Here is a 26,443-nt window from a genome sequence, read left to right as displayed (position 1 = left end):
AGGCCCCCGTCAGTCCTTGACGAGGCTTATACCAGCCAGTTCGGCGGGTTCAATCGTCGGACGCAGGCCAAGCAGCGGCGCAAGGCGTTCGATCATTTCGGCGGCGACCGGCACGGCGGTCCAGCCGGCGGTGCGGCGAAGCTGGCCGGCGGCGTGGATCTCGGGCTCGTCTAGGGTGACGATCAGTACGTATTTCGGATCGTGGATCGGGAAGATCGAGGCGAAGGTGGCGATCACCTTGTCGTCGTAATAGCCACCCCGGGGCTTGGGCTTGTCTGCCGTGCCGGTCTTGCCGCCGACGCCGTAGCCGTAGACATCGCCGAAGTTGGCCGTGCCGTCGGGGTGAGAGACCACGAGGCGGAGCATGGCGCGCGAGGCCTCGGCGGCGCGGGTCGAGAGGACCTTTTCGCCCAGTTGCGGGCCTTTCTGACGCAAAAGCGTCGGCTTCACGAGGTGGCCGCCGTTGGCGATGGTGGCATAGGCCGAGGCGAGGTGCAGCGGCGAGGCCGACAGCCCGTGACCGTAGGAAATCGTCATGGTCGAAAGCTCCGACCAGTTGGGCGGCAGCAGGGGCTTGGCGGCCTTGGCCTCTTGCAGTTCGACCGGGGTGACGTCGAAGAAGCCCAGTTTTTCAAGGAAGCGCTTCTGCTTTTCGGTGCCGACCATCTGCGCAAGCCGGGCGGTGCCGATGTTCGAGGACTTGACGATCACCTTGGTGACAGAGAGTTCGCGGCCGTAGTTGTGGAAGTCGCGAATGCGGTGACGGCCCCAGCGCAGCGGGCCACGGATGTCCACCATGGTGCCGGGATTGACGAGGCCGAGGTCCATCGCCTGTGCGGAGGCGAAGATCTTGAAGGTGGAGCCCAGTTCGTAGACGCCCTGAACCGCGCGGTTGAACAGCGGGCTGACCGAGGGGTCGTTGCCGAGCGCCGGGAGGGGCCGGTCGTTAGGGTCGAAATCGGGGAGGCTGGCCAGCGAGATGATTTCGCCGGTGTGGACGTCCATCAGGATCGAGGCCGCGCCCTTCGCGCCCATGATCTTCATGCCGCCGTAGAGCACCTTTTCGGCGGCGGCCTGAATGGTGAGATCGAGCGACAGTTCCAGCGGCGCGCCTTCGCGGGCGGGATCGCGCAGCAGGTCGTCGTGGAATTTCTCGATACCGGCGGTGCCGATCACTTCCGCCGAATGCACGCCTTCGCGGCCGAAGCCGTAGCCGCCCAGCACATGCGCCGCGACCGCGCCGTTGGGGTAAAGGCGCATTTCGCGGGGGCCGAACAGGAGGCCGGGTTCGCCGATGTCGTGGACCGCCTGCTTCTGCTCGGGGCTGAGTTTCTTGCGGATCCACATGAATTTGCGGTCCGACGTGAACCGCTTGGTCAGGTCTGCCACGTCGAGATCGGGGAAGATCTTGCCCAGTTCCTCGGCGGCGCGGACCGGCTCGATCATCTGTTGCGGATGGGCGTAGAGCGAATGGGTTTCCATGTTGGTCGCGAGGATGCGGCCCTTGCGGTCGACGATGTCGGCGCGCTGCGCCACGATCGAGGCGCCGTTGGTGGCGCCGCGCGGCTCGGCGGGTTCCGATGCCGCGAGACCGCCCATGCGCGCGCCGATCACCAGAAAGGCGCAGAAATACATGATGCCCATCAGCAAAAGCCGCTGCTCGGCGCGGACGCGCAGCTTGTCGCGCATCTCTTCGTGCCGGAGGCGGATGTTTTCGCGCTCGATGGCGTCGGGGTTTTCGCCCTTCTGGCGGGCCTCGAGGATGCGGGCGAGCGGGCGGAGGGGGGTGCGGATCATGGCTCTTGCCCCTGGCTGGAAACCGGCACGGAATTGGTGATGGGGCCGACCTCGTCGTAATCGGGCGCGGGGAACGCGACCTGATCGATGCTGCCGAAATGCGCCGGGCGGAACGGCAGCAGGCCGAGACGGTCGAAGTTGAGTTCGGCCAGGTCACGCAGGCGGTCGGGACGGTTGAGATAGGCCCATTCCGCGCGCAGCACCGACAGCCGCGAGCGGGCCATGCCGATTTCGCGTTGCAGCCGTTCGGTGCGTTCTATGGCCTCCTGCGTCTTGTAATTCTCGTGGTAGGCCCAAAAGGCCAGTCCGATCACGGCGAGCGCTGTCATGACATAAAGAAACGACCGCATTTACCTTGTCCTCTTGAGTTGCGGCATGGCGATGGTTTTCGGATCGACCGTGCCGGCGGGCTGGTCGGTGCGCCGGGCGACGCGCAGGCGGGACGACCGCGAGCGCGGATTTTCGGCCAGTTCCTGCGCGTCCGGGCCGATGGCCTTTTTGGTGACCTGGGTGAATTGGGCGGGGATCACATCGGTCTGCGGCGCGTAGCGGTTGATATTGCCGGAATGGCCGGCGCGGGCCTGAAGGAAGCGTTTGACCATGCGGTCCTCGACCGAGTGGAAGGTGACGACGGCGAGGTGCCCACCGGGTTTGAGGACCCGTTCAGCGGCCATGAGGCCCTCGAACAGCTCGCGGTATTCATCGTTGACGGCGATGCGCAACGCCTGGAAAGAGCGGGTGGCGGGGTGGCTCTGGCCGGGTTTCGAGCGCGGAAGGGAGCGTTCGATGACCTCGGCGAGCTGCCTTGTGGTTTCAAAGGGGGTGTCTTCGCGGGCGCGGACGATGTTTTTCGCGATCCGGCGCGAGGCGCGTTCCTCGCCGTAGGTGTAGAGGATCGCTGCGATGTCCTCCTCGGACGCGGTGTTGACGATGTCGGCGGCGGACTGGCCCTCCTGGCTCATCCGCATGTCGAGCGGGCCGTCGCGCATGAAGGAAAAGCCGCGTTCGGCAAGGTCGAGCTGCATCGACGAGACGCCAAGATCGAGCACGACGCCGTCGACCTGATCGGCCACGGTGTCCATGCGCGAAAAGACGGTCTGTTCGCAGCGCACGCGGCCGGGGTAGTCGTCCAGCCAGTCCTGCGCCATCTGAAAGGCCAGCGGGTCGCGATCGATGGCGATGACCGTGTCGGCCCCGGCCTCCAGTAGCGCGCGGGTGTAGCCCCCTGCCCCGAAGGTGCCGTCGATCCAGGTGCCGGTGACGGGGGCCACGGCCTTGATGAGCGGACGGATCAGGACGGGAATATGCGGTTCGTTTGGTGTGGCAGCACCGGACATCAGGCGCCTCCGGCGGGTCCGTCGAGGAAGGACAGCGGATCGACATCCTCGGGCAGCTCTTCGAGCCACTCTTCGGTGCGGGCCAATTCTTCCTTCTCGTAAGTCTCGGGGTTCCAGATCTGGAAGGTGTCGCCGGCAGCGATGAAGAAGGCCTCTTTCGACAGGCCGATCTTGTCGCGCAGCTTAGCCGGCAGCACGAGGCGGCCGGTTTCGTCGACATTGGTGGGATAGGATTGCCCATGGAACAGGCGTTGCAGCATCTTGCGCTCCATCGAGCCGCGCGGCAGCGCGTCGATCTTGTCATCGACCTCGTCGATGGCTTCCATTGTGTAGCATTCGAGGTAGTTGCGGCGGTGGTCGCCGTAGACGATCACCAGTTCGGGATTCTCGCCGGATTTCCAGTTGGGGTCCGCGGCCTCCAGCACACGCCGAAACGAGGCCGGGATGGAGACCCTGCCCTTCGTATCGACCTTGTGATGGCTTTCGCCTCTGAACCTGCGGCCCACTGCTTGCCGTCCCTTGCTTCGCGCCCCCGCGAGTTCCCCCAGAGGTTGAAATTAAAAACGGCGGGTTGATCTGCTGCCACTGATCAACCCGCCGCCCATGTCCCGCCTTGGCGGGAAGTCCAGCTGCGCGCGCCACCTGGGGGGATGTCTGCTCGCCCGCGCGCCGGATCTCTTTGTTCACGATGAAAGGCGGTGCCTGTATGAAACCTGCTTTTCTTGTTTTTTTAGAGTTGGTTGCGGGGTCTTCTTTGTGCCCCTCTTCCGTCCCTCATCGTGGTTATAGGGATGCCATGGGATTTCATGGAAAGCAACAGGCTTTTGCGGGAAACAGACACTGGATTTTGTTCCAGAGGGGTCTGTGAAACAAGATGTAGAAGCAAATATTCGCTTATTTGAGGAATTTGTAGCGGAAATATGGCGGACTGCACACAATATATGGTGGCTTAACCGCGACTGCGATTTTTCCCACGAATTCCCGGATTTTTTGACGCCACGGGTCTCAGTGTGACTTTTTCCGCACAGAAATTGCGGCGAATCTGGCAGATTCATCGTGAATCACGGCGAGTCACGAGCGGATCGCGACGCCGTGACTCGCTTTTTGCGGGTGATTTCGGGGTTCGCAGCGGTCGCGCCCATGATTTCCCGTGCGGCCCATGAATTCCCATCGGCGGGCGGGAATCGCCCGGACGGGCGCCGTATTCCCCTTTGGCAACGACGCGGCGTTCAGATGAGACCGCTGCGGATCAATCCCTGGGCCAGTTGCGCATAGGCCTGCGCCATGGGGCTGTCACCGGCTGCGATGGGTGTGCCGCCGTCACCTGCCAGCCGGGTGTCGAGGTCGATGGGAAGCTGTGCCAGCAAGGGCACCCCCATGGACTGCGCCTCGGTGGCGACGCCGCCGTGACCGAAGATGTGAGCCTCATATCCGCACTGGGGACAGTGAAAGAGCGACATGTTCTCGATCAACCCGAGAATCGGGGTGTCGAGGGTTTTGAACATGTCGATCGCCTTGCGGGCGTCGAGAAGCGCCACGTCCTGCGGGGTTGAGACGATGATGGCGCCGGACAGATCGGATTTCTGGCAGAGCGTCAGCTGCACGTCGCCGGTGCCCGGCGGCAGATCGACGAGCAGCACGTCGAGTTCGCCCCAGGCCACCTGCCCCAGCATCTGCTGAAGCGCCCCCATCAGCATCGGGCCGCGCCAGACCACCGCCTTGCCGGGGTCGAGCATCAGGCCGATCGACATCAGGGTGACGCCGTGGGCGTGCAGCGGTTCGATGATCTTGCCGTCGGGGCTGGCGGGACGTTGCGAGACGCCCATCATGCGGGGCTGGCTGGGTCCGTAGATGTCGGCGTCGAGCAGGCCGACCTTCTTGCCCTGCCGTGCCAGCGCCACGGCGAGGTTCGAGGTGATGGTGGACTTGCCCACCCCGCCCTTGCCGGAACCCACGGCGAGGATGCGTTTGACGCCGGCGGGCTTCATCGGGCCGGATTGCGGTTCGGGATGGCCGCCCACCTTGAGGCTGGGCGCGGGCTGGGCGGCCGGGCCGTGGGCGGTCAGCGCGGCGTGAGCCTCGGTGACGCCGTCCAACGCGGCGACGGCGCGCTCGGCGGCCTGGCGGAGCGGCTCCATCTGGCGGGCGATCTCGGGCGACGGGGCTTCGATCACGAAGCGCGCCACCCCGTTTTCGCAGGTCAGCGCGCGGATCATGTCACGCGAAATCAGGTTGCCACCATCGGGCAAGGTGATTTCCGCAAGCCTGTCACGAATTTTCCGGTCCATCGGACCACCCCTTTCTTCTTGATACCTACCCTATGCCACTCTGCACGGCATTCGGCCGAAACTATACAACCCCACCTTGCGGAAACCTGCCCCCTAGGTCTGGCCCCAAGGATTTCCAACCGCTTAGACATGCAATTGCTGCATAGCAGCAATGCCTGCCCCCGGTATTGTGCACCCGCAGCATTTGTCTACATTGAGGTCAACGAAACGACGCGGACTTGCACGAGGCAGACCATCATGGCCGACACCACCTATACCACTGACGTCCATGCAGGACTGATGCAGCGCCTGCAAGAGGCACTGGGCGGTCTGGGCCAGCGATTTGCCCGTTACCGGCTGTATCGCCGGACGGTGAGCGAACTGGCGTCGATGTCGAACCGCGAGTTGGCCGACCTTGGCCTGCATCGCAGCGAAATCCGCCGCGTGTCCTATCACGCGGTCTACGAGTAACACGGATCAGAAGGCTCTCTCCTCCTCCCTGGGTCTTCTGTGTCTCAGCGGCGACATCTCTCCTCCTCCCTGATGTCGCCGCCTTTTATTCAGGGCCGGTCCGCCGGCTCACAACGAGATTTCCGGGCGCTCTCCTCCCATTGCGCGCGGAAATGATGGACCTGGGGCTTCTCCTCCCAAATCGCCCGGGGTCCGACATAGCCGGTGCTTCGTCTCCTCCCATTCTGAGGCGCTGGTGATGGAAAAGACGGCGGCGCACCTCCCTGCGTCGCCGTTCTTCCCCCTCCCGGACGGGTTGTCCGGAACGACATTCCGGCGCGCTCTCCTCCCATTGCGCTGTCGGGACACGGACCCGGGGCTTCTCCTCCCAAATCGCCCGGGGTCCGACATGACCGGTGCTTCGTCTCCTCCCATTCTGAGGCGCTGGTTGACAAAAGACGGCGGCGCACCTCCCTGCGTCGCCGTTCTTTTTTTGCCGGAATGATGCGGATTGCGGACAGCGCGCCCCGGACCTGCTCCGGCGCCGGGCTGGTCGTGAGGTCCCGGCTCGGGGCCGGGACACGGGGGGCGCTAGAACGGCACGTCGTCGGCGCCGGTCAGGAAGCGGCCGACCACCTTCTTGGTGCCGGCCTTCTCGAAATCGATCTCGAGCTTGTCGCCCTCGATCCCGATCACGGCGCCGTAGCCGAACTTCTGGTGGAACACCCGTTCGCCCATGGTGAAGCTGCTGACGGCGGTGGCGTCGATCACCGTGTTGCGGCTTTCCCTCGGCTGCGACATCGGGCGGTGGTTCTGGCGCTGTTGCAGCCGCTTCCAGCCGGGCGAGTTGTAGACGTTGGCCTCGGCCACGCGCTCCTCGATACCCGATCCGAAGCTCTGCGCCGCCATGCCGCCGCCGTAGAGACCCGGCGGCGTGAGCACATCGACATGATCCTCGGGCAGTTCGTCGACGAAGCGTGACGGCATCTGCGATTGCCATTGGCCGAAGACACGGCGGTTGGCGGCGAAGGAGATGGTGCAGACCTCCTCGGCGCGGGTGATGCCGACGTAGGCGAGGCGGCGCTCCTCTTCGAGGCCCTTGACGCCGCTTTCGTCCATGCTGCGTTGCGAGGGGAACAGACCGTCCTCCCACCCCGGCAGGAAGACGGCGGGAAACTCCAGCCCCTTGGCGGCGTGCAGCGTCATGATCGAGACCTTGGCGCCGGCCTCTTCGCTTTCGTTGTCCATGATCAGGCTGACGTGTTCGAGAAAACCTTGCAGGTTCTCGAACGCCTCCAGCGCCTTGACCAACTCCTTGAGGTTTTCCAGCCGGCCCGGCGCCTCGGGGGTCTTGTCGTTCTGCCAATGCGCGGTGTAGCCGCTCTCATCCAGGATGATCTGTGCCAGTTCGACGTGGGTGACATCCTTGTCGCCGGTCATCCGGCCCCAGCGTGCGAGACCGTCGAGCAGTTTCGACAGTTCGGTGCCGCCCTTGCCCTTGATCGCGCCCTGATCCACCGCGAGGCGGGCGCCTTCGATCAGCGGCATGCCATTGTCGCGCGCCATGCGCTGCATGGTCTGTTGCGCCTTGTCGCCTAACCCGCGTTTCGGGGTGTTGACGATGCGTTCGAACGCCAGATCGTCGTCGGGGCTGACCACGACGCGGAAATAGGCCATGGCATCGCGGATCTCCATCCGCTCGTAAAACCGTGGCCCGCCGATGACGCGGTAGGGCAGACCGATGGTCAGGAAGCGGTCTTCGAAGGCGCGCATCTGGTGGGAGGCGCGGACGAGGATCGCCATCTCTTCCAATCCGAAACGATCAACTGGGCTTGCAAGCACCGACTTTAGCATGTTGTCGCCGTTTGGATGGTCGCTCAAAATACTCTTGACGCTGTTTTGTACCTTGATATCGGAGTAAACCTCTCCGGTGCTGAACACTTTGGTCAGGTAGGCATCCTCGCTGTCAGGATTGATGCCTTTTTTCAGCAACCTTTCTATCTCTTGCTGGAAGTCGATTGATCGAGGATTGTTGCGGTTTCGCGCTTCCTCTACACGGCCCGCGTTCAGGTCCTCAATACGTTCACCGATCCAGCGGGCTTCCTCTTCGCCGTCCCAATGGCCGATCAGGCGGACTTTTTCGCCGTCGCTGGCGTCGGTCCAGAGTTCCTTGCCCAGCCGGCCTTTGTTGCCGGCGATGACACCGCCGGCGGCGGCGAGGATGTGGGGTGTGGAGCGATAGTTCTGTTCCAGCCGGACCACCTTGGCGCCGGGGAAATCCTTCTCGAAGCGCAGGATGTTGCCGACTTCAGCGCCGCGCCAGCCGTAGATCGACTGGTCGTCGTCGCCGACGCAGCAGATGTTCTTGTGGCCTCCGGCCAGCAGCCGCAGCCAGAGGTACTGGGCGACGTTGGTGTCCTGGTATTCATCGACGAGGATGTAACGGAACCAGCGTTGGTACTGCGCCAGCACGTCCTCGTGGGTCTGGAAGATGGTGACGCAGTGCAGCAGTAGGTCGCCGAAGTCGCAGGCGTTCAGCTCTTTCAGGCGGGCCTGGTACTGGGCGTAGAGCTCGACGCCCTTGTTGTTGAAGGCCCCTGCCTCACCCGCTGGAACCTTGTCGGGGGTCCAGGCGCGGTTCTTCCAGTCGTCGATGATGTGGGACAGCTGCCGGGCGGGCCAGCGCTTGTCGTCGATATTGGCGGCCGACAGCAGCTGCTTCAGCAGGCGCAGCTGGTCGTCGGTGTCGAGAATGGTGAAATTCGACTTGAGGCCCACCAGTTCGGCATGGCGGCGCAAGAGCTTGACGCCGATGGCATGGAAGGTGCCCATCCAGGGCAAGCCCTCGACAACCTGTCCCAGCAGTTTGCCGACGCGGGTCTTCATCTCGCGCGCGGCCTTGTTGGTGAAGGTCACGGCGAGGATCTCGTTCGGGCGCGCCTTGCCGGTGTTCAGCAAGTGCGCGATCCGGGTGGTCAGCGCCTTGGTCTTGCCGGTGCCGGCGCCGGCCAGCATCAGGACAGGCCCGTCCAGTGCCTCGACCGCTTCGCGCTGGGCCGGGTTCAGACCGTCGAGATAGGGCGCGGGCCGGGCGGCCATGGCGCGTTGGGACAGGGAGGAGGCCGCGTCGAAGGCGTCCATTTCATCGAAACTGCTCATGGCGGCCAACATAGACACTCGAACGCGCGCTGAAAACCCTTGTTCGCTGTCTGTTCGCAAGGTTCGAGGGGGCGCTGCCCCCGCCCTTCGGGCCCCCCGGGATATTTTTTGCCAGAAGAAGCACAGGGGTGCAGATCCAGTCCCAGCCGCGGGCTGCGCACGGGGGCCTTCTCCTGGCGCGGTCATCGGCTTCCCAGCCTGTACCGCCTGCCGAGGGTCGCGCAACCTGGTTAAGAAAGGGTTTCTGGTGGCTGAAAATATCCCCGCCGGAGGCTTGAACCGCCGCGCAGCGGCCCTTTGTTCAGGCCCGCCAGAAGTTCACGGTGAGGATGGCATAGACCACCATCAGTTCGAGCCGGCCGATCAGCATGGCGGCCGAGAGCAGCCATTTCGCGGTGTCGTTGAGATCGGCGTAGTTGCCGGCGGGACCGATGATCGGGCCGAGGCCGGGGCCGATGTTGGCCAGCGCCGCGGCGGCGCCGGAGATGGCGGTGACGAAGTCGAGCCCGGTGGCGGACAGCAGCACCGAGAGCACGCCGAGCGAGACCACGAAGAACATGAAGAAGGACATCACCGAGGACAGCACGTCGTCGCCCACCGGGCGGCCTTCGAAGCGGGTGGTGAAGACGCCGTTGGGTGAGCGGATGCGCTTGAGCTGTACGCGGATCGAGGCGAACAGCAGCTGGTAGCGGAACAGCTTGATCGAGCAGGTGGTGGAGCCAACGCAGCCTCCGATCAGACCGACGAAGAAAAAGGTAGAGATCAGCAGCGGCCCCCAGCCCATGTAGTCGGCGCTGGCATAGCCGGTGCCGGTGAGGATCGAGGTGACGTTGAACAGCGCTTCGCGGAAGGCGCGTTCGGGCGGGTGCGGCAGGCGCAGCATCAGCACCACGGTGGCGAAAAGCACCAGCACCAGCGCGGTCAGCAGGAAGGTCCGTACCTGACTGTCGCGAAACAGCGGCCGCGCGGTGCCGTTGATCAGTTGCACGTAGCGCACGAAGGGCAGCGCCGCGAGCAGCATGAAGCTGGCCGAGACGTATTCCAGCGGTCCCTTGAAGGCCCCGAAGGAGGCGTCGTAATTTGCGAAGCCGCCGGTGGCGATGGTGGTGAGCGCGTGCACGGATGCGTCGAAGGCATTCATGCCGAAGAGGATGTAGAGCACCGCGCAGAGCAGCGTCAGCGAGACGTAGATCACGCTGATCTGGCTGGCGATCTGGGTGGCGCGGGGCAGGATCTTGCCCATGGTGTCGAAGGCTTCGGCCTTGAACATCTGCATGCCGCCGACGCGCAGTTCCGGCAGGAAGACCATGCCCACCACGATGATGCCGATGCCGCCGATCCACTGCATCAACCCGCGCCAGAGCAGCAGCCCCTTGGGCATGTCGTCGAGCCCGGTAAAGACGGTCGATCCGGTGGTGGTGAGCCCCGACATGGCCTCGAAGAAGGCATCGACGTAGCGCGCCTCGGTCGCGCCCAGCACGAAGGGCAGCGCACCGAAGATCGGCAGCGCCAGCCAGACGCCGGTGGTCAGCAGGAAGGTCTGCTGGATGGTCAGCGTCTCCTTCACACCGTTCTGACAGGCCAGCGCCATCAGCCCGCCCGAGAGCATGGTGATGGCCCCGGCCTCAACGAAGGCCGGCCAGTGGCCGCGCCCCTCGGCCAGGTCGACGAGGAACGGCAGGATCATCATGGCGCCGAGAATGGCGACCAGAAGGCCGATCACGTAACCGACGGGGCGAAGATCAAACATGCGCCCGAGCGTTGGCCGGTGGCACGCGGGGTGTCAAGCCGCGTTCAGCCCTGCGGAAACAGGTCGGCGTAGACCCGGGCGGGAATGTCACTGCGGTCCATGCCGAGAAGCGCCAGTTCGGCGTCCGACAGCGCCTCGAGCCCCGCGACCTCGCCCAGCCGGGCGCGGATCAGTGGCGCGGCGTTCACGCCCTGCCCCAGCGTGGCGAAATAGGTATCCAGCCTTTGCCGCCAGCCGGGGGCGGGAAATCGGACGTTGACGTTTGCATGTTGCATGGGAAACCTCTTGCGCGTGGTTTCCTCCCTGAGCGCCAAGATAGCGCTGCCGGGGTGTTCGTCAGGTAAACTTTTGCCGAAACGCGTTCCCGCGTCGCCGTCAGCCGACGTGGAACAGCGTCGAGAAGAAGCGCGGATCGATGCTGGCGTTGGCGAACGTGGGCCCGGAGGTCAGGACCGAGATCGCGTCGTGCGAATGCAGGCTTTCCTGATGGCTGGCGGCGACGCGGAAATCGCCGATCCGGTCATCCTGAAGCAGGCGTTCGCAGAACAGCCGTGCGGCATCCTCGACGAAGATCGGGTTGGCGGCGTTCAGTTCGGCGAAGGCCTGTTCGTCCTCGCGCTTGACCATGACCTGCGTTTCGGTCGGCACCGCGGCGCGGCAATGATCGATCAGGTCTTCGAACCAGAGGCAGTCAGACCCCTTGATTTCGACCGAGATGCGGGCGACGGAGCGTTGCGAGTGCGGGGTGGCCAGCTGGCCGCGTTCGCGGCGGGCGTGTTCGCTGAGTTCCAGCGAACAGGGGCAGGTCGAGGAATAGACGTAGTCGAGGTGAATGATCTCGCGCCGTTCGCCGCCCTGTTCGATCAGTTCCAGCGCGATGTCGTAATACTGGTAGCCGCTGAGACCGGAGCGCAGCGACGAGACCTTCGCGGGGAAGGAAAACCGCATCTGGATGCGCGCGTCGAAGCTTTCCAGATCGGACTTGTAGTCATCGAGCGCGGCTTCCATCACCTCGAAGCTGAAGGTCTTTTCGGCGTGGGCATAGAACGAGCGCATGATGCGGCTCATGTTGATGCCCTTCTTGTCGGCGTCGAGGCTGACGGTGCCGGTCACCGAGGTTTCCAGCGTCAGGTCGCCGCCGTCGCGGGTGTGATAGCGGATCGGCAGGCGGAAGTTCGAGATACCGACGTGCTGGATGGCCTGATTAGCGCCGCGAATGAGCGAGGCGGGGCCGTTCTGCAGATCGGGCAGCGTGTCCTTGTAGGCGGGATCGGCCTTGAAGGTGACGGGATATTCGCTGGTCAGATCGGGGTATGCCAGTGCGGTGTCACCCTTGGCCTGGGCATAACGGCGCAGCACGCCGAGCGCGGCCTCGGCCTCGTCCCGGCTGGGCGTCAGGGTAATGTCCTTGGTCTGCACGTTCATGTCCGGCCCCTCTCAGCGCAACGCCAACATAGGTGCGGCGTGGTGAAATTACCACGTTTATAGCGCGGGCGTCCGCCTGCCGGATTGTCGTGACCCGGCATGGCGGTGCGGAAATCCGACGTCTCAGGCGGCTCCGGCAGTGTCGAGCGCCTGACGGATGTCGGCCAGAAGGTCGCCCGCGTCCTCGAGCCCGCAGCTCAGCCGGATCAGGCCGGGGGTGATGCCCAGCGCCTGCTTCTGGTCGTCGGGCAGACGCTGGTGGGTGGTGAAGGCCGGCGGGGTCGCAATGGTCTTGGCGTCGCCCAGGTTGTTGGAAATGATGGCGATTTTCAGTGCGTTCAGGAAAGCGAAGGCGGTGTCTCGGCCACCCTTCACGTCAAAGCTGAGCACTGTGCCGCCGGCGCCGAGTTGCTGCATCGTCAGGTCATGCTGCGGGTGCGAGGCGAGGCCCGGATAGATCACACGGGAGAGGCCGGGATGGCTTTCCAGCTGTTCGGCGAGGTGCTGCGCCGTGGCGGTCTGGGCGCGGACGCGCAGGTCCATCGTCTCGAGCCCCTTGAGCAGCACCCAGGCGTTGAACGGGCTGAGCGCGCCGCCGGTGTGCTTCATGAAGGGTTCGATGGTGCCGCGGATCAGGTCCTTGCTGCCGAGGATCACGCCGCCCAGCACACGGCCCTGCCCGTCCATATGCTTGGTCGCGGAATAGGTCACGATATCAGCGCCTTGCGCGATGGCGTTCGAGTAGATCGGGGTGGAGAAGACGTTGTCGGAGACCACCAGCGCACCGTGCTTGTGGGCAAGCTCGGAAACTGCTGCAATGTCAATGACTTCCAACGTAGGGTTCGACATGGACTCGAAGAAGACGACGCGAGTGTCGGAGCGGATGGCCGTCTGCCATTGGGACAGGTCGCAGCCGTCGACCAGAGTGACTTCGACGCCAAACTTCGGCAGGATGTTTTCGAGGATGTAGAGGCAGGAGCCGAAAAGCGCGCGGGACGCGACGACGTGATCGCCGGCTTTCAGCAGCGACACCAGCGCGCCATGGACGGCGGCCATGCCGGAGGCGCAGGCGAAGGCGTCTTCGGCGCCTTCGAGACCGGCGATGCGCTCTTCGAACATGGCGACGGTGGGGTTGCCGTAGCGGGCGTAAATGAATTCGTCGGGGCCGGCCTGGAGGAATCGCTGCTCTGCCTGTTCGGCACTGTCGTAGACGAAACCCTGGGTGAGAAAGAGCGCCTCGGAGACCTCGTTGTACTGCGAGCGGCGGGTGCCGCCGTGCACGAGCCGGGTGCGGCTGGTCCAATCCTGTGTCATGTCCTGTCCTTCCAAAACAAAAGCCCCCAGGCGCGGTCAAGCGAACGGGGGCCTTCGTCCTCTGACCTTTTAGCGGAATCTTTCACGTGGCCCGCAATCCGGTAACAAATCGCCACGGGCCGTCTGATAGGGCGTTGCGGACGCAGCGTCAAGTGCGTCACGCGGCAGTAACCTTTGCTTCACGTGGCTGTCGTATGGTCGGTCTATCGCGCACCTACAACATCTGGTGGAGACGGACCCATGAGCCTTGCAAACGAGCTTCCTCAACGGACGGGATTGGCAGCGCTGACCGGATGGTTCGGCCTTGGGTCGGCGTGGTGCGATCGCTCCAGCCTGCCGGCGGACGTCATCGACGAGGAAGTGACCGAGGTGATCTGCTTCAAGCTGTCGCTGGCGCTGAACCGGGCCCTTGGCGGCGAGGCGGATATGACATTCTCGGCCCGGGCGCATCGGGCGAAGGTGACGCGCGGGATCGTGCTGCGGCAGGTGTGGCGGGTGGTGACCGTCACGGTGGATTTGGCCTGTGCCATGCTGCGCGGCGAGAGCCGGCATTGCGAAACGGCTTGGCTGAATTATTGCCGGCGGCCGTCGAAGGCGCATCGGCCGGGGCCTTGTCATTCGCGGTGAAAGCGGCAAGCTAACCCCCGCATAGGGAGGCAGGCATTTGATCGATTTTCATTTCTGGTCCACGCCGAACGGATGGAAGATCGCCATCGCGCTGGAGGAATTCGGACTGCCCTATCGGGTGCGACCGGTGAACATCGGCAAGGGCGAACAGCACGCGCCGGAATTCCTGAAGATCTCGCCCAACAACCGCATCCCGGCGATCGTCGATCCCGATGGGCCGGACGGGGCGCCGATCTCGGTCTTCGAATCCGGGGCGATATTGCAATACCTCGCCCGCAAGACCGGGCGCTTCTACGGCGCGGTCGAGCGTGACCGTGTCGCTGTGGAAGAGTGGCTGATGTGGCAGATGGGCGGTTTGGGGCCGATGGCCGGACAGGCGCATCATTTCCTGAAATACGCGCCGGCCTTTGACCCGCCGGTGGTGCTGCCCTATGCGCAGGACCGCTATCGCAGCGAGTGTCGCAGGCTTTACGGCGTGCTCGACCGGCGTCTGGCGGAGGTCGAGTATGCGGCGGGCGGGTTCTATTCGATTGCCGATATGGCGATCTGGCCGTGGCTGGCGCGCTGGCAGCGGCACGAGATGGTGCTGGACGACGTGCCCCACGTGAAGCGGTACTTCGAACAGGTTGGCGCGCGCGAGGCGGTGCAGCGCGGGTGGAGCCTGTCACCCGAAAGCGCGACGCAGATCGAGGCGGATCGCGGCGCGCAGGGGGCGTTGTTCGGGCGGGAGTAACCGGGAGGAACGGGAGGCCCCGGATCAGGTCCGGGGCTGCGGGTCATGCCGACCGGGCGGTCAGGGCTTGTCGCAGTTGTCCATGTAGGGGTGCAGGAGCGCGAACTGCGACCAGATGAAGACGAAGAGCGCGATCGGGAAACCGAAGGTCTCGATCTTGACCCAGAGGTCGGTTGAGAGGGTGCGCCAGATGACCTCGTTGGCCAAGGCGAGCGCGAGGAAGCCCAGCGCAAGCCGTTTGGTCAGAATCATCCAGCCCTCGTGCTGCATCTCGATCGCGTCGGACAACACGTAGGCGAGGTAGGATTTGCCGCGCATCAACCCGATGCCCAGGAGCAGCGCAAAGAAGCCGTAGACCAGCGTTGTCTTCATCTTGAAGAAGCGTTCGTCGTTGAACCACGCGGTGAGCGCGCCGAAGAAGATCACCATGATCGCGGTGAAAATCTGCATCCGGCTGAGTTCGCGGGTCAGCGCCCAGAGGATGCCCATCGCCACCAGCAGGATCGGCACGAACAGCACGGTTGCGACGATAAAGCCGGAATATTCCGTGCCACCAAGGGTATAGGTGTCCTCTTTCAGCCAGAGGTACATGCCGAAGAAGGCCAGCGGCGGGCCCAATTCGAGAACCTGCTTGACGACGGGGTTGATCGGTTTCTTCTCGGCCTGCGGCATTCCGGGGTTATCCTGACATTTCGACTATCACTGCCCCTAGCGCGATCAGGGCCATCAAGGCAATGCGTCGTGGCCCCACGGTTTCGTGTAACACCAGCCAGCCGATCAGCGCGGCGAAGACGGTCGAGGTCTCGCGCAAGACCGCCGCCTCGCCAACTTTGCCGAGCCGGGTGGCCAGCATGATCGAGCCGAAACTGGCAAAGGCGATGAGGCCGCCGATACCACCGCGCACCATCAGGGGGCCAAGCCGCGGCGGCGCTGCCATGCGGCGCAGGCGCAGCGCGGCGAGGACCGGCATGACAAGCCCGTCAAGCATGAAGAACCACGCGAGGAAGGTGAAGGGGTCCGCCGTGGCGCGGATGCCGTAGGCGTCGTAGGTGGTGTAGAGCGCGACGAAGAGCCCGGTAAAGACCGCGAGGCCGAGGGCGGCCGGCAGCGTGTCGCGGGCGGTTTCGAGGAATACCAGATTGTAGAGCGCCAGCCCGAAGATGCCGGCGAGCAGCACGCCGACGCCCAGCCACTGGGTGGCGGTGAAGGTTTCGCCGAAGATCAGGTAGGCGCCGATCACGGCAAACAGTGGTCCGGTGCCGCGCACCACCGGGTAGACCACCGTAAACGCGCCGCGCGTATAGGCCATGGCCTGCAGCAGCTTGTACGCGGTGTGGATCACGAAGGCCCCGGCAAAGATCAGCCACATGTGCGGTTCGGGCCAAGGCACTACGAAGAAGGCGAAGGGCGCGGCCATCAGGCCGTAAGAGGCGTCGATGGCACCGCGGGTCAGCCAGGGATCGTGGCGGCCCTTCTGCAGCGCGCCGAAGACCGCGTGCAGAAATGCCGCCGAAAGCGCGAGGATCAGCGCCAGTTGATGGCCTGCCTCGGTGCCTTCGAGAGACACGAGCCAGGCGCTCATGCGGGATCAGCCGGAATGGGTGCCGCGGATCGGATAATCTTTCTCCAGTACCATCTTGAGTCGCGACGCGAGGGGGTCGAGTTCGGGCCGCAGGAAGGGCGCGTTCGACACGTCGATCATGTGCAGATTGCCCTGAGGATTCACCAGGAACAAGCCCGGTTCGGCGAACGGGCGGTCGGTTTCCTGGGCATTGCGCGGATCGGAAATGTAGAGGCCGAGGCGCTGCATCTGCTCGATCGACAGGTTGTAACCGATGGCGAGTTCGGTGAGGCCCTCGTCCTCGGTCATCTTGCGGGCCTTGTCTTCCGGATCGGCAGAGACGGCGACCACTTCGATGCCGTCGAAGTCCGCCAGCTTCGGTTCGAGGTCCGACAGGTACTGGTGACAGATCGGGCAGTGCAGCCCGCGATAGACGAAGATCAGCTGCCAGTCGTGCTGTTCGGGCTTGCCGAGGGTCATGGTGCCACCGCCGAGGCGGGGAATTTCGGTCACGGGAAAGGCTTTGCCGGAGGCGAGCGCATCGTGCATGGGAGGCTCCTGTCTGGATTGCGTTGACCGGGGCACCTAGGCCCCCGGACGCCATGGGGAAACCCGGGGTCACGGACAGGTGATGTCTTCGGAAAATTGTTGTGGATTCGGGGGTTTGCGGGGAACCGGACATGGGGCCTGCGCGTTGGCGGCAGGAAACAGGCGGGTCGAATTGCATGTGGCAGGACATCCTTTCCGAGTTCCAGAATACCTTTTCGGTGGTGCCTGTGGGCGCGGCGCTGGCGCGTCTGCTGGTGGCCGTCGTGCTTGGCGCGGTGATCGGGATCGAGCGGGAATGGCGCATGAAACCGGCGGGTTTGCGGACCCATATCCTGGTTTGCGTGGCCGCCTGCCTGTTCGTCATACTGGGACAGGAACTCAGCCAGCTTGGCTTCGGCAACGAGGACCAGCAGCGCCCCGATCCCCTGCGGATGATCGAGGCGGTGACGGCGGGCGTGGCATTCCTTGCGGCGGGGGTGATCTTTACCTCGGGTGGTGAGGTGCGCAATGTCACGACGGGCGCGTCGTTATGGCTGGCGGGGGCCGTGGGCCTTGGCTGCGGCGCGGGACAGATGCCCCTTGCGGCAATGGCGACGGCAATCGTGGTGGTGGTGATCTTCGTGCTGCGCCATATCGAGAAATGGGCAGGCACGCGGGAGTGAACGGCCTTGGTTCAGGCGTCGAGCCCGGTAAGGGCGGCGGCGAATTCCTCGGGGTCGAAGGCGTCGAGATCGTCGATCTTCTCGCCCACGCCGATGGCATGGATGGGCAGGCCGAACTTGTCGGCCAGGGCGACCAGAACGCCGCCTTTGGCGGTGCCGTCGAGCTTGGTCATCACGAGGCCGGTGACATTGGCAAGCTCCTGAAAGGTCTTGACCTGGCTCAGCGCGTTCTGGCCGGTGGTGGCATCCAGCACCAGAAGCGTGTTGTGCGGCGCGTCGGGATCCTTCTTGCGGATGACGCGGACGATTTTGGACAGCTCCTCCATCAGGTCCTTACGGTTCTGCAGACGTCCGGCGGTATCGATCATCAAGAGGTCGGCGCCCTCGCGCGCCGCGTGTTCCATCGCGTCGAAGGCGAGACTGGCGGGGTCGGAGCCTTCGGGCGCGGTCATCACCGGCACCCCTGCCCGTTCGCCCCAGACCTGAAGCTGTTCGACCGCCGCGGCGCGGAAGGTATCGCCGGCGGCGATGACGACCTTCTTGCCGGCGGCGCGGAACTGGCTGGCCAGCTTGCCGATGGTGGTGGTCTTGCCCGAGCCGTTGACGCCGACGACCAGCACCACCTGCGGTTTCTTCGAATAAAGCGGCAGTGGACGGGCCACCGGCTCCATCACGCGGGCGATTTCGCTGGCGAGCGCCTGCTTGATCTCGACGACCGAGAGCTTCCGGCCATAGCGGCCCTCGGCCATGTTGGCGGTGACGCGCAGCGCGGTGTCGACGCCCATGTCGGAGGCGATGAGCAGCTCTTCGAGCTGCTCGAGCATGTCGTCGTCCAGCGTGCGGCGCATGACCTGCGCCTCGCCACCCCGCCCCAGCAGCCGGCCCAGAAGTCCGGGGGTGCGGGTGGGCACCTCGGCCGGGGTGTCGGGGCGCGGCATTTCCACCGGCGTGGTGGTGCCGGGGCGTTCGGTGGGCGTCTCGGCCGGTCCGGGCACGCCGGTCGGCAGGTCCGGCGCGGGCACCTCGGTGGGCGCGGGCGTCGGCGTCACATCGGGGCGCGGATGCGGAGTCGGCTCGGTCTCGGGCACCGTTTCGGGCACGGTTTCCGGCTCTTTCTCGGGCTCGGGTTCGGGCACGTTGTCCGGTTCGGTCTCGGGCGCGGGATCGGGGTCCGGCGTGATCTCGGGCTCCGGCTCGGGCGGGGTTTCCCGGGGGTCGGCGGCCGAGAGTTCGCCGCCCTCTTCCACGATCGCCTCGAGCCCTTCGTCGAGCTTCGACGAGGACTTGAACAGCCGGTCCTTGAGCTTTCCGAAAAACGACATGGCGCAGTACTCCTTTGGGTTTCACCTATAACTTTCCCGTCAGCAGGAAAAGGTCTGGTTGACTTGGGCCTGCCCGGTCTCAGTTTGACATCATGAGACTGTTTCGTTTGTGTATCGCGTTAATGTTGCTTGCCGGCCCGCCTGCAGTGGCGGAACCCGGGCCAGCCGAGGTTTGTTCCGCGATCCCCGATGCCGCGCGCGAGACCGGGCTGGCGCCGGCCTTCCTGACGCGGGTGTTGTGGGAACGCACCGGGTTGCGGTCGCTGGAGGCGGTGCTGCCGACGGCGGCAGCGCTGGCGCAACACGTGGAGACTTACGGCAACCCCGGGCTGGCGGCGCTGGCGCTGGCGGGCGGGCCGGAGCAGGCCAAACGCTTCATGGCGGGCGAAGGCGTGCCGGTGGCGACCGTGGATTTCGTGATCCTGACCACCGGGGTGGAGCCCGAAGTGTGGCGCGACACGCCGCCCGAGGCGCCCGATTTCCGGCTGTCGGCCGGTGGCAGCTTCCGGCTTGCCTGCATCGAGCTGGCCGAAGGCAGCTGGGAGACCCCGATGCCCGAGTTGACCGCGCAGCCGCTGCCGCCGGTGCGGATCGAACCGGTGTTGGTCAGGCCGGCGCGGCTGGATCCGTCCGAACGGTCGCTGCGGCCGAAGCTGCGGCCCCGGCCGAAGGTGGCGAAATGGGGGGCGCAACTGGCCTTCGGCAAGAGCGCGGCGCAGGCGCGGGCGAATTTCCGGCGCGTCACCCGGAAATGCGAGTCGGCGGTCGGCCAGATCCCCGACGTGCTGTTCGTCGAGAACCGGGTGCGCGGCCGCCCCGGTTACTGGATGGCGCGGGTCAGCCGGATGGACCGCGACGCCGCCGAGGACATCTGTCGCGCCGCCCGTGACCGGGGCTGTTCCTGCGTGGTCTACAAGAACTACTGATGGCGGAGCGGCCCGTCGCCGGGCGGTCCCGCATCCTCGCGCCATGGCACGGCGACGTCGATGGAGCCTGCCCCGATTCTGGGGTCTTCGCCGGGGGGCTGGCCCAGGTAGCTGTAGACGAAGGCCCGACCGGGCAGGTTGGTGGCGCGGATGTGATCGGCCGCAAACCGCGCGACGCGGGGCGCGGCGACACTGGTGCCGGTCATCCGCGCCATGGATCCGCTGCGGGTTCCCGCGCTGATCACCCCGGTCAGGACCAGGCTGTCGTCGGCCTTGCTGGCGGCGTCGGGGCTGGTTCTGGCCGGATCGCTGGGCGAATTCGGCGTCTGCGTGATCGGCCCGGACGAGGTGAAATAGGACGCCGCGCCGGTGCGCCTGACGATGCCCGCGACGACGATCGGCGTCTGCCCGCAGGCGAACCCCGAGATCGTCCCCGCCCGCCGGATCAGCGAAGGATCGGGTTCGGGATCCCTGACGACGGGTTTGCCGAACTTTCCGAACCGCCGGTACGCAGGATCGACGAAATAGCACTGGCGGCCGTTGGGCCTGAAGCCCGGCAGGCTGCGGTCCCTTTGGATCCAGACGGAAATTTCTTCCCCAGACGCAAGCCCGGATTGCACGGCGATCTTCCATCGTCCGGCCGGGCCGGTCCGGTCGTCGCAGCCCAGCGCATGTGTCGGCAGAATGGACAGGGTGAAATGGACCCGCTCGGTCGGCCAGGGTTTGCGCGTCACGCCGAGATGGCCGACCACCTGTCCGGCGGCGTCGCGGATTGCCTGTCGTTCGCCGGGGATCGCCGGCAGCGGCGCGGCGGAGGGGCTGCCGGGCGGCGTCACCGTGATTGCGACCTCGCCGCAATCGGCGGGCGACAGGCCGAAGGGCAGCCACAGCTCGACATGCGACGCGGTGCGATCGTCGGGCAAGGCAACCATCGTCAGTTCGCTGCAGTCCGCAGCCCTGTCGAGGGGCAGCACGGCGTGGCCCTGCGCGAGGTTGCTGTTGCCGGACGGCAGGGTGATCCAGATCTTTTGGTGGCGGTGACGCGCGACATACCATTCGAGAAGCTCGCTGGTGGCGTCGGTACCGTCATGCGGCCCGGAGGTGTTGCCGTAGGAGAAATTCAGCACCACCGGCACCGGATCGTCACAGCCCCGCGCCCGGAAGTGCTGCGCCGCCCCGAGAAGCGCGTGCAGGGCCAGCGCGAGGGCGGGCAGCAGGCTTTGCCCGGTCACGTCGACGGTGACGGCCGGCGGCAGCGCGGCGCAGAGGATCGGTCGATCCGCGACCGCCCGGTCCATCGGGTAGCCCGCCGCCAGCGCGGTGACGTGGGTGCCGTGGGACACACGCTGGGTGAGCGGCTCGAAATCGGGCGACAGGTGGTCGATCTGGCCGGTCGCGCGGTAGAACGCGGCCTCGTCCAGCAGGCCGTCGGCCGTATGGGCGCGCAGCAACGCGTCGATATCCCGCTTTTCGAAGCGCCGCCCGTAGGTCGCATTGGCCGCCTTGCGGTCGGGCGCTACTGCCATGATATCGGCGTGCAGGATGCGCGACGACGTCGCCGCATCGCGAAACAGGTCGTGACCGATGGCAATCGCGTCGTCGATGACGGCCATGAGGACCGCGCCTTCGGGCAGTTCGGTCCTTTGCCGCGGCGGCGCCGCGGGCCTGGCGTCGGGATCAAGGTGGCTGTCCTGCACGTGGGTGCCGAGGTCGATGTGGATCACCTCGGGAAAGGCGCCGGCTTCGTTCAGCGCGTCCAGAGCCGCCTTGCGGGCGATGACGCTCACGAAATTGCGCCGCATCGGCGTGGCGCGATCCTCCAGCGAGTAGACGGCCGGGATGAGAAGGCTCTCGCGGATGGGCGGCGGCAGCAGAGCGGTGAAATCGTCGATGCTGATGGCGCCGTCCGGGGCCTCGAGCGTCAGCAGTGCCGACCACCAGCGTGAGGTGTCCGGGTCGAGCGACAGGCGAAAATCGGCAAGGTGGCTTTTCACCTTGCCCAGCGGCAGATCGGTGTCGAAGACTGACATGTCATTCTCCGGCCGTCATCGACGCCGTGGGCTTCAGGTCCTGCCATTCCGCGACCGCCTTGTCCCAGAGCCAGGCAAGCGCGGGATCGGGTGCGCCGGTGGCCGGCTGCGGCGCGGCGGTCGCCCATGTCGCGGCGCCCTTGTGGCCGTCGAAGACCTTGGCCACGGCGTGCCAGTCGAAATCGCTTCCGCTGCCGAAGGACGTGCCGTCGAACGTCGCCTGCTGCCAGCCTGTCTTGGAGGCGCTGCGCGACACCACGTAATCGGCAAGGGTAAGGCCCAGCACGGCGCCCGCCGCGCTGTCGACCGGGTAGTGCACGCCGGCGACGGTCCGGTTGATCGCGATCCGCGCGGCCTGCCGCATCAGCATGGTGGTGAAATGATCGCCCGTGTCCTTGCCACCCCGGTACTGCGGCGCGTCGGAGGCCCTAAGCAGCGCCGCGAGGATACGCGCCATCAGGAAGCTTTCGGTCGCATGGCCGCTGGGCAGCGAGCCGTGGGTCGGCGTCTGGATCAGGGGCTGGACCTGCGGCGACAGTTCGATCGGGCGTTTGACGGCCAGCGCGTATTTCAACTGCATCTCGGCGAAGACGGCAAAGCGCAGCGCGGTGTCGAGCAGTTCCATGGTGTGCGGCGTCCGCGCCGGATCGAGAAACGTGATCGAGGCATAGAACGGCGTGGGCACCTGCAACTGGGACACGATTTCCTGGGCGCGGTCCTGTCGGATGTCGGCATAGCCGTAGACCAGCCGCAGCTGCTCGATCAGGTCCTGCATGTCCGGCGCGGCCATGGACACCAGTTCCTGATAGTCGCCGCCCGGCCTGTCCCCGGCCTTGGCGGTCTGGCGCCACAGGATCGCGGTCCGGTCCTTGTCTGAAAACGTCATCTCGATCTGCGATTTGAGGGCGAAGTCGAAGACCTGCGCGCGTACCCCCGGCGACAGCCGCGCCAGATTGGCCGGATCATTGGGCACACCGGGATCGACCTTTTCGGGAAGCTCCTGCTGGACCCCGACGATGCCGTCGCGGTTGGTCAGCATCGCCCCCGCCGGCACCCCGCCGCCACTGCCATAGGCGTTATAGGCGTTGTACGCGTTGTAGGCGTTGTACGCGTTGTAGGCATTGTATGCGTTGTAGGCGTTGTAGGCATTCTGCGGCAATTCATTGGGAAAAATCATCGTTGGTCCTTGCTTGAGTGGGTGGGAATGTCAGCCCGGAATCCCGAGGGATCGCAGATCCGAGGCAAATTGCTGGCCGTTCAGAAACCCGGCACTGGGAGAATTGTTGAGCCAGGTGTCGACACGCAGGCCCGGTTGCAGCTGAAGCAGTTCGTGGGTCGTCTTTTCGGCGCGCTCCCGGTTGCCGCTGCGGGCCTCGGCCACGGCCAGCACGCGCAATGTCGAGGTATGGGTGCGGTTCAGCCGGTACGAGCGGCGCGCGAGATCGACCGCCTTGTCGGTATTGCCGGCGCTGAGGTTCACGGCGGCGGCCAGCGCGAGGTTCATGAAGATATGCGGATCGTAGGGCGACAGTTTCAGGGCAAGGTCGGCATCGCTCAGCCCCTCGTCGGCCCGGTCCATGAAGGCCAGCAGCATCGCCCGCAGCATGCGGCCGTTGGCATCGTTGGGATTGATCTCGAGCGCCGAGGTGTAGCGATGTTCGGCATCGTCGAGCCGCTTCATCAGGTGGGTCAGGACCTGTCCCTCGCTGACGAGGGCGAGCGTATGCGTCGGGTCGATGTCCAGCGCCCGCGCGGTACAGGCATGCGCCTGTTCGCCGTCGCGGGCGGGATCGTCTGACCAGCCCTGGATCACCCTAAGCAGATGCCATCGCGCCTTCCATGCCAGCGGCGTCGGGTGATCCGGGGATTGCCCGATGATCACGTCCAGAAGGCCGCGGGAGCGTTCGAAATCCGCCGGCGACAGCCGGTGCATCAGCCCCACCGCGCCGTAGAGCATGGTGTAGGCATCGAAGGTCTCGAACCGGCGGGCCTGCAGCTTCAGCGTCTCGTTCATCACGATCGCACGGCGGATCTGGCCGGCCACAAGATGCGCCTGATCGAACAGGTGCAGGGGGTCGGCCTTCTGCGTCACCAGCGTGTCGGACAACAGGATGCGCTGGGTCTTCACCTCGGCAAATTCGAAGGTGAACCTGACCTGCTCGCCGGCTTCTTCCCAGAAACCCGACATGGCGAAATCGGCGTCCAGCAGGCGCTGCACATCGGTCAGGCTGATGTCCGGGCGCGCGAAGGCGGCGGTCGACATGCTGGAGATCACGTGCGCCTCTTGCGAGCGCGACAGTTCCTGCGTGATGGAGCTTGAGAACAGCGCGCCCAGCGTGCCGCTGGTGGTCCCGGTGATGCCGAGACGAAGGGGCAATATGGCCAGCGTCGGCAGGATGCGCGAATTGGTGCGGATGCCGAAGGTTGCGCTGGCGTCGTTCATCACTGCTCGGAAAGCGCGGATCGGCGCGACGGTCTGGGTGTCGAGCTGGCGCAGCACATCGTCGCTGACATCCTCGAACCGCACCAAGGGGTCCGACGACATCGCATCGCGCACCGACATCGACACGGTGATGCCGCCTTCGGGCGAGGTTGCCGAAAGGGCATGTGCCTGTGTCCGGGCCCCTGCCCCGTTGGCGGCGATGCCGATCCGCAGGTCATGATCCATCATGTCGAAGGCGGCTTTCAGGGCGTCGTCGATGGCGTCGAACCGCAGGTGAAGCCGGGTGTCGTGCTGCTCGACCGGGCCGGTGCCCGGAGCGCGCAGCATGAGCGTGTGCCGCAGGGCGTTGATGCGGGCCGCGGGCGCGTCGATGGCGACCCAGACAGACCTGACGTCGGGTATCACCGACCGGCCCGGCAATTCCGTGGTATCGCCTGCACGCGGCATGTCGTCTGGCGCGAGGTGCAGGATGTACCCGCGTTTGGACACGGTCTTCAGGATCGCGCGGTCGTCATCGCCGATGGCGCGGCGAATTTCCGAGATGCACTGGGTCAGGCTGTCGTCGGTGACCGCGATATCGCGCCAGATTGCGTCGATGATCTCGGATCGCGAGGTGAGCTGACCCTGCCGGGAGATGAGGTATGCCAGCACCTGCACAGATTTCGCACGCAGGGCAATCTGTCCGCCGGACAAATCCGTCAGTTGCTTGTCATCAGGCCGAAACATCGCGGACCCCAAGCGGATGGAATCCTGCCGTACGAACCGGTGTTCCAAGTAAATCCCCCTGACGCATCCCCGACACCGACAATAAGATCAATAGGTTAATCCGGCAAGCCCTTCCGGTTGATACTCGACCGCATAAATCTGCCGATGGATTAAACTTCCTTCGTGATCGCGCCCATCTGCCAATACACGCCCCGGCAGATCGCGGCCCCTGACCGCTGGGTGCGGCCGGCCCGTGGCGTCCGACGGGGTCCCCTCGAAGACGCCCGACAGCGGCCAAATCCGTGGGTCATTCCCCCCATTCTGAAATTTTTCCGAAAGCCTGCTGCACGACATTTCGGGGGAATTTCGGAGAACCTTTGGGCTTTTTCCGCGCCACATTCCGAAACTCGGGGCAATCCAACTGGTCATGAAAGGCGAACCGATGGCTGCCCAGAATTCCCTGTCTCCGCAATCGGCGGGCCTGACCCAGAGCAACATCTCGGGCACGCTTACCGCGATACAGACCGTTTCGGACTATGCGCAGGCCAGCGTGTCGCTGGTGCCCGAGGTGACCGGGATGCCGGGGTGGTACGCCCCCGTCCAGGCCGCGATCGGCAAGGCGCAGGCGCAATCGAAAACCTGGCTGAATACGCTGTGCCCGTCGATCTCATTCGGTCTGCCGATCGAGATCAAGGCCTTCGGCGCCGCCTTCGACACGCAATCCGGCATCATCCTCGAAGTTCTGAAGGATGTGGGCACCGGCACCCCCAGCGCGGCGCAGAAGGCGGAGGTCACCAAGGCGTTGAACGCGCTGCTGAGCGAGGTGCAGGGCTACGCTGCGAAAGCCAAGGGCAAGCAGGCCCAGCTTGCGGCCTACAACAGCCAGCTTGGGCAGGACATCACCGACCTCGGTGCCGCCGTCGGTACGCTGGAGCAGCATCTTACCGATGGAAATCAATACGTTCAGTCGCTGAAGAACATCTTCGACGAGAAATTCGTCGACGTGGAGAACCGCGTGTCGCCCTGCGACGTGATCGTGCTGCTCGACATCAACATCACCATGAAGGTGACCCGCACGGGCGCCCCGGCAGAGGCGCTGGCGATCGTCATGGCCCAGACCCTTGTCACGGCGGTCGAAAACAACGCCCGGCAGACGATGCCGACGGTCGAGGTGCTGATGGACAGCTGGGGCACGATGGAGACCAAGCTTTCGGCGGTAATCGGCGGCCTCGAGTCCGGGGCCACCGATTTCGCCAGCTTCCTGCAGGCATTCGACATCGCCGCCGCGCGGACCGAATGGGCGCAGCTGGCGTCCTTCGTCACGCAGTTCATCCCCGGCGACACCACGGAGCCGGTTCTCGCCGCAACACAATGACCACCCCCAAA

At 65.2% G+C, this 26,443-nt stretch carries 23 protein-coding genes and 1 riboswitch; of the genes, 6 read left to right on the top strand and 17 right to left on the bottom strand.

The genetic code is table 11. The features are described from left to right. Positions 1-9: 9 nt before the first annotated feature. The 5 genes from AC04PT_RS00185 to AC04PT_RS00165 all read right to left on the bottom strand — a co-directional run bounded on the left by AC04PT_RS00185 (position 10) and on the right by AC04PT_RS00165 (position 5,422). Positions 10-1,797, bottom strand: a complete 1,788-nt coding sequence (locus tag AC04PT_RS00185) for a peptidoglycan D,D-transpeptidase FtsI family protein (protein WP_482871453.1) — start codon at positions 1,795-1,797, stop codon at positions 10-12. After that, positions 1,794-2,147 carry a cell division protein FtsL gene (gene ftsL / locus AC04PT_RS00180; protein ID WP_482871452.1) on the bottom strand — a complete coding sequence of 118 codons (354 nt, stop codon included), beginning with the start codon at positions 2,145-2,147 and terminating at the stop codon, positions 1,794-1,796. Before ftsL ends, AC04PT_RS00185 begins: the two co-directional genes overlap by 4 nt. Then, entirely contained in the window at positions 2,148-3,134 is a 987-nt protein-coding gene (gene rsmH, locus AC04PT_RS00175) for a 16S rRNA (cytosine(1402)-N(4))-methyltransferase RsmH (RefSeq protein ID WP_482871451.1), read from the bottom strand. Beyond that, complete coding sequence (gene mraZ, locus AC04PT_RS00170; RefSeq protein ID WP_482871450.1) at positions 3,134-3,640, bottom strand: division/cell wall cluster transcriptional repressor MraZ; 507 nt, start codon at positions 3,638-3,640, stop codon at positions 3,134-3,136. The genes rsmH and mraZ overlap by 1 nt, the downstream gene beginning before the upstream one ends. Positions 3,641-4,363: 723 nt before the next feature. Beyond that, positions 4,364-5,422, bottom strand: coding sequence for an Mrp/NBP35 family ATP-binding protein (locus AC04PT_RS00165; RefSeq protein WP_482871449.1), 1,059 nt, complete (start codon positions 5,420-5,422; stop codon positions 4,364-4,366). Between the two features lie 237 nt (positions 5,423-5,659). Between AC04PT_RS00165 and AC04PT_RS00160 the strand changes: the two genes are divergently transcribed. Beyond that, positions 5,660-5,872, top strand: coding sequence for a DUF1127 domain-containing protein (locus tag AC04PT_RS00160; protein ID WP_482871448.1), 213 nt, complete (start codon positions 5,660-5,662; stop codon positions 5,870-5,872). Positions 5,873-6,442: 570 nt separating this feature from the next. Here the strand turns inward: AC04PT_RS00160 and AC04PT_RS00155 are convergent. The 5 genes from AC04PT_RS00155 to metZ all read right to left on the bottom strand — a co-directional run bounded on the left by AC04PT_RS00155 (position 6,443) and on the right by metZ (position 13,499). Beyond that, a complete protein-coding gene (locus AC04PT_RS00155) occupies positions 6,443-9,010 on the bottom strand; it encodes an ATP-dependent helicase (protein ID WP_482871447.1) in 2,568 nt (855 codons plus the stop codon). Positions 9,011-9,311: 301 nt separating this feature from the next. Continuing rightward, positions 9,312-10,760, bottom strand: a complete 1,449-nt coding sequence (locus AC04PT_RS00150; protein ID WP_482871446.1) for a TrkH family potassium uptake protein — start codon at positions 10,758-10,760, stop codon at positions 9,312-9,314. A 44-nt stretch (positions 10,761-10,804) separates the two neighbouring features. Beyond that, on the bottom strand, positions 10,805-11,035 hold the full coding sequence (locus AC04PT_RS00145) for a hypothetical protein (protein ID WP_482871445.1): 231 nt from the start codon (positions 11,033-11,035) through the stop codon (positions 10,805-10,807). 100 nt (positions 11,036-11,135) lie between these two features. Then, complete coding sequence (gene folE2, locus AC04PT_RS00140) at positions 11,136-12,185, bottom strand: GTP cyclohydrolase FolE2 (protein ID WP_482871444.1); 1,050 nt, start codon at positions 12,183-12,185, stop codon at positions 11,136-11,138. A gap of 123 nt (positions 12,186-12,308) precedes the next feature. Further along, positions 12,309-13,499, bottom strand: coding sequence for an O-succinylhomoserine sulfhydrylase (gene metZ / locus AC04PT_RS00135; RefSeq protein WP_482871443.1), 1,191 nt, complete (start codon positions 13,497-13,499; stop codon positions 12,309-12,311). A gap of 49 nt (positions 13,500-13,548) precedes the next feature. Continuing rightward, positions 13,549-13,625: riboswitch (SAM riboswitch) on the bottom strand. A gap of 114 nt (positions 13,626-13,739) precedes the next feature. Here metZ and AC04PT_RS00130 point away from each other — a divergent pair. Together AC04PT_RS00130 and AC04PT_RS00125 are read left to right on the top strand one after the other, a co-directional pair. Continuing rightward, positions 13,740-14,126 carry a hypothetical protein gene (locus tag AC04PT_RS00130; protein ID WP_482871442.1) on the top strand — a complete coding sequence of 129 codons (387 nt, stop codon included), beginning with the start codon at positions 13,740-13,742 and terminating at the stop codon, positions 14,124-14,126. 37 nt (positions 14,127-14,163) lie between these two features. Next, positions 14,164-14,859, top strand: a complete 696-nt coding sequence (locus AC04PT_RS00125; RefSeq protein WP_482871441.1) for a glutathione S-transferase N-terminal domain-containing protein — start codon at positions 14,164-14,166, stop codon at positions 14,857-14,859. Between the two features lie 60 nt (positions 14,860-14,919). Here AC04PT_RS00125 and AC04PT_RS00120 read toward each other — a convergent pair whose 3' ends face one another. Genes AC04PT_RS00120 through AC04PT_RS00110 form a run of 3 tightly spaced genes read right to left on the bottom strand, consistent with a single transcriptional unit; the run spans position 14,920 to position 16,969 of the window. Continuing rightward, positions 14,920-15,531 carry an inner membrane-spanning protein YciB gene (locus AC04PT_RS00120; protein WP_482871440.1) on the bottom strand — a complete coding sequence of 204 codons (612 nt, stop codon included), beginning with the start codon at positions 15,529-15,531 and terminating at the stop codon, positions 14,920-14,922. A 7-nt stretch (positions 15,532-15,538) separates the two neighbouring features. Next, positions 15,539-16,441, bottom strand: a complete 903-nt coding sequence (locus AC04PT_RS00115; RefSeq protein ID WP_482871438.1) for an EamA family transporter — start codon at positions 16,439-16,441, stop codon at positions 15,539-15,541. A gap of 6 nt (positions 16,442-16,447) precedes the next feature. Continuing rightward, on the bottom strand, positions 16,448-16,969 hold the full coding sequence (locus AC04PT_RS00110; RefSeq protein ID WP_482871437.1) for a redoxin domain-containing protein: 522 nt from the start codon (positions 16,967-16,969) through the stop codon (positions 16,448-16,450). Between the two features lie 176 nt (positions 16,970-17,145). Between AC04PT_RS00110 and AC04PT_RS00105 the strand changes: the two genes are divergently transcribed. Next, positions 17,146-17,631, top strand: coding sequence for an MgtC/SapB family protein (locus AC04PT_RS00105; protein WP_482871436.1), 486 nt, complete (start codon positions 17,146-17,148; stop codon positions 17,629-17,631). Between the two features lie 11 nt (positions 17,632-17,642). On the opposite strand, the gene ftsY is transcribed toward AC04PT_RS00105, so the two are convergent. Continuing rightward, positions 17,643-18,953 (bottom strand): signal recognition particle-docking protein FtsY, encoded by a 1,311-nt coding sequence (gene ftsY, locus AC04PT_RS00100; protein ID WP_482871435.1) that lies wholly within the window; start codon positions 18,951-18,953, stop codon positions 17,643-17,645. 122 nt (positions 18,954-19,075) lie between these two features. Between ftsY and AC04PT_RS00095 the strand changes: the two genes are divergently transcribed. Then, positions 19,076-19,879, top strand: a complete 804-nt coding sequence (locus AC04PT_RS00095; protein WP_482871434.1) for a hypothetical protein — start codon at positions 19,076-19,078, stop codon at positions 19,877-19,879. Here AC04PT_RS00095 and AC04PT_RS00090 read toward each other — a convergent pair. Genes AC04PT_RS00090 through AC04PT_RS00080 form a run of 3 tightly spaced genes read right to left on the bottom strand, consistent with a single transcriptional unit; the run spans position 19,873 to position 25,078 of the window. Next, entirely contained in the window at positions 19,873-21,909 is a 2,037-nt protein-coding gene (locus AC04PT_RS00090; RefSeq protein WP_482871433.1) for a S8 family serine peptidase, read from the bottom strand. The two genes, AC04PT_RS00095 and AC04PT_RS00090, sit on opposite strands and share 7 nt — an antisense overlap. Position 21,910: 1 nt before the next feature. Continuing rightward, a complete protein-coding gene (locus tag AC04PT_RS00085) occupies positions 21,911-23,086 on the bottom strand; it encodes a phosphatase PAP2 family protein (protein ID WP_482871432.1) in 1,176 nt (391 codons plus the stop codon). A 30-nt stretch (positions 23,087-23,116) separates the two neighbouring features. Continuing rightward, positions 23,117-25,078, bottom strand: coding sequence for a winged helix-turn-helix domain-containing tetratricopeptide repeat protein (locus AC04PT_RS00080; protein WP_482871431.1), 1,962 nt, complete (start codon positions 25,076-25,078; stop codon positions 23,117-23,119). Positions 25,079-25,484: 406 nt separating this feature from the next. On the opposite strand from AC04PT_RS00080, the gene AC04PT_RS00075 reads away from it, so the two are divergent. Beyond that, on the top strand, positions 25,485-26,432 hold the full coding sequence (locus tag AC04PT_RS00075; protein WP_482871430.1) for an HBL/NHE enterotoxin family protein: 948 nt from the start codon (positions 25,485-25,487) through the stop codon (positions 26,430-26,432). Positions 26,433-26,443: the final 11 nt, after the last annotated feature.

The organism is Litorisediminivivens sp. KMU-197 (assembly GCF_056858395.1).
This window is presented reverse-complemented; position numbering and strand designations above follow the sequence as displayed.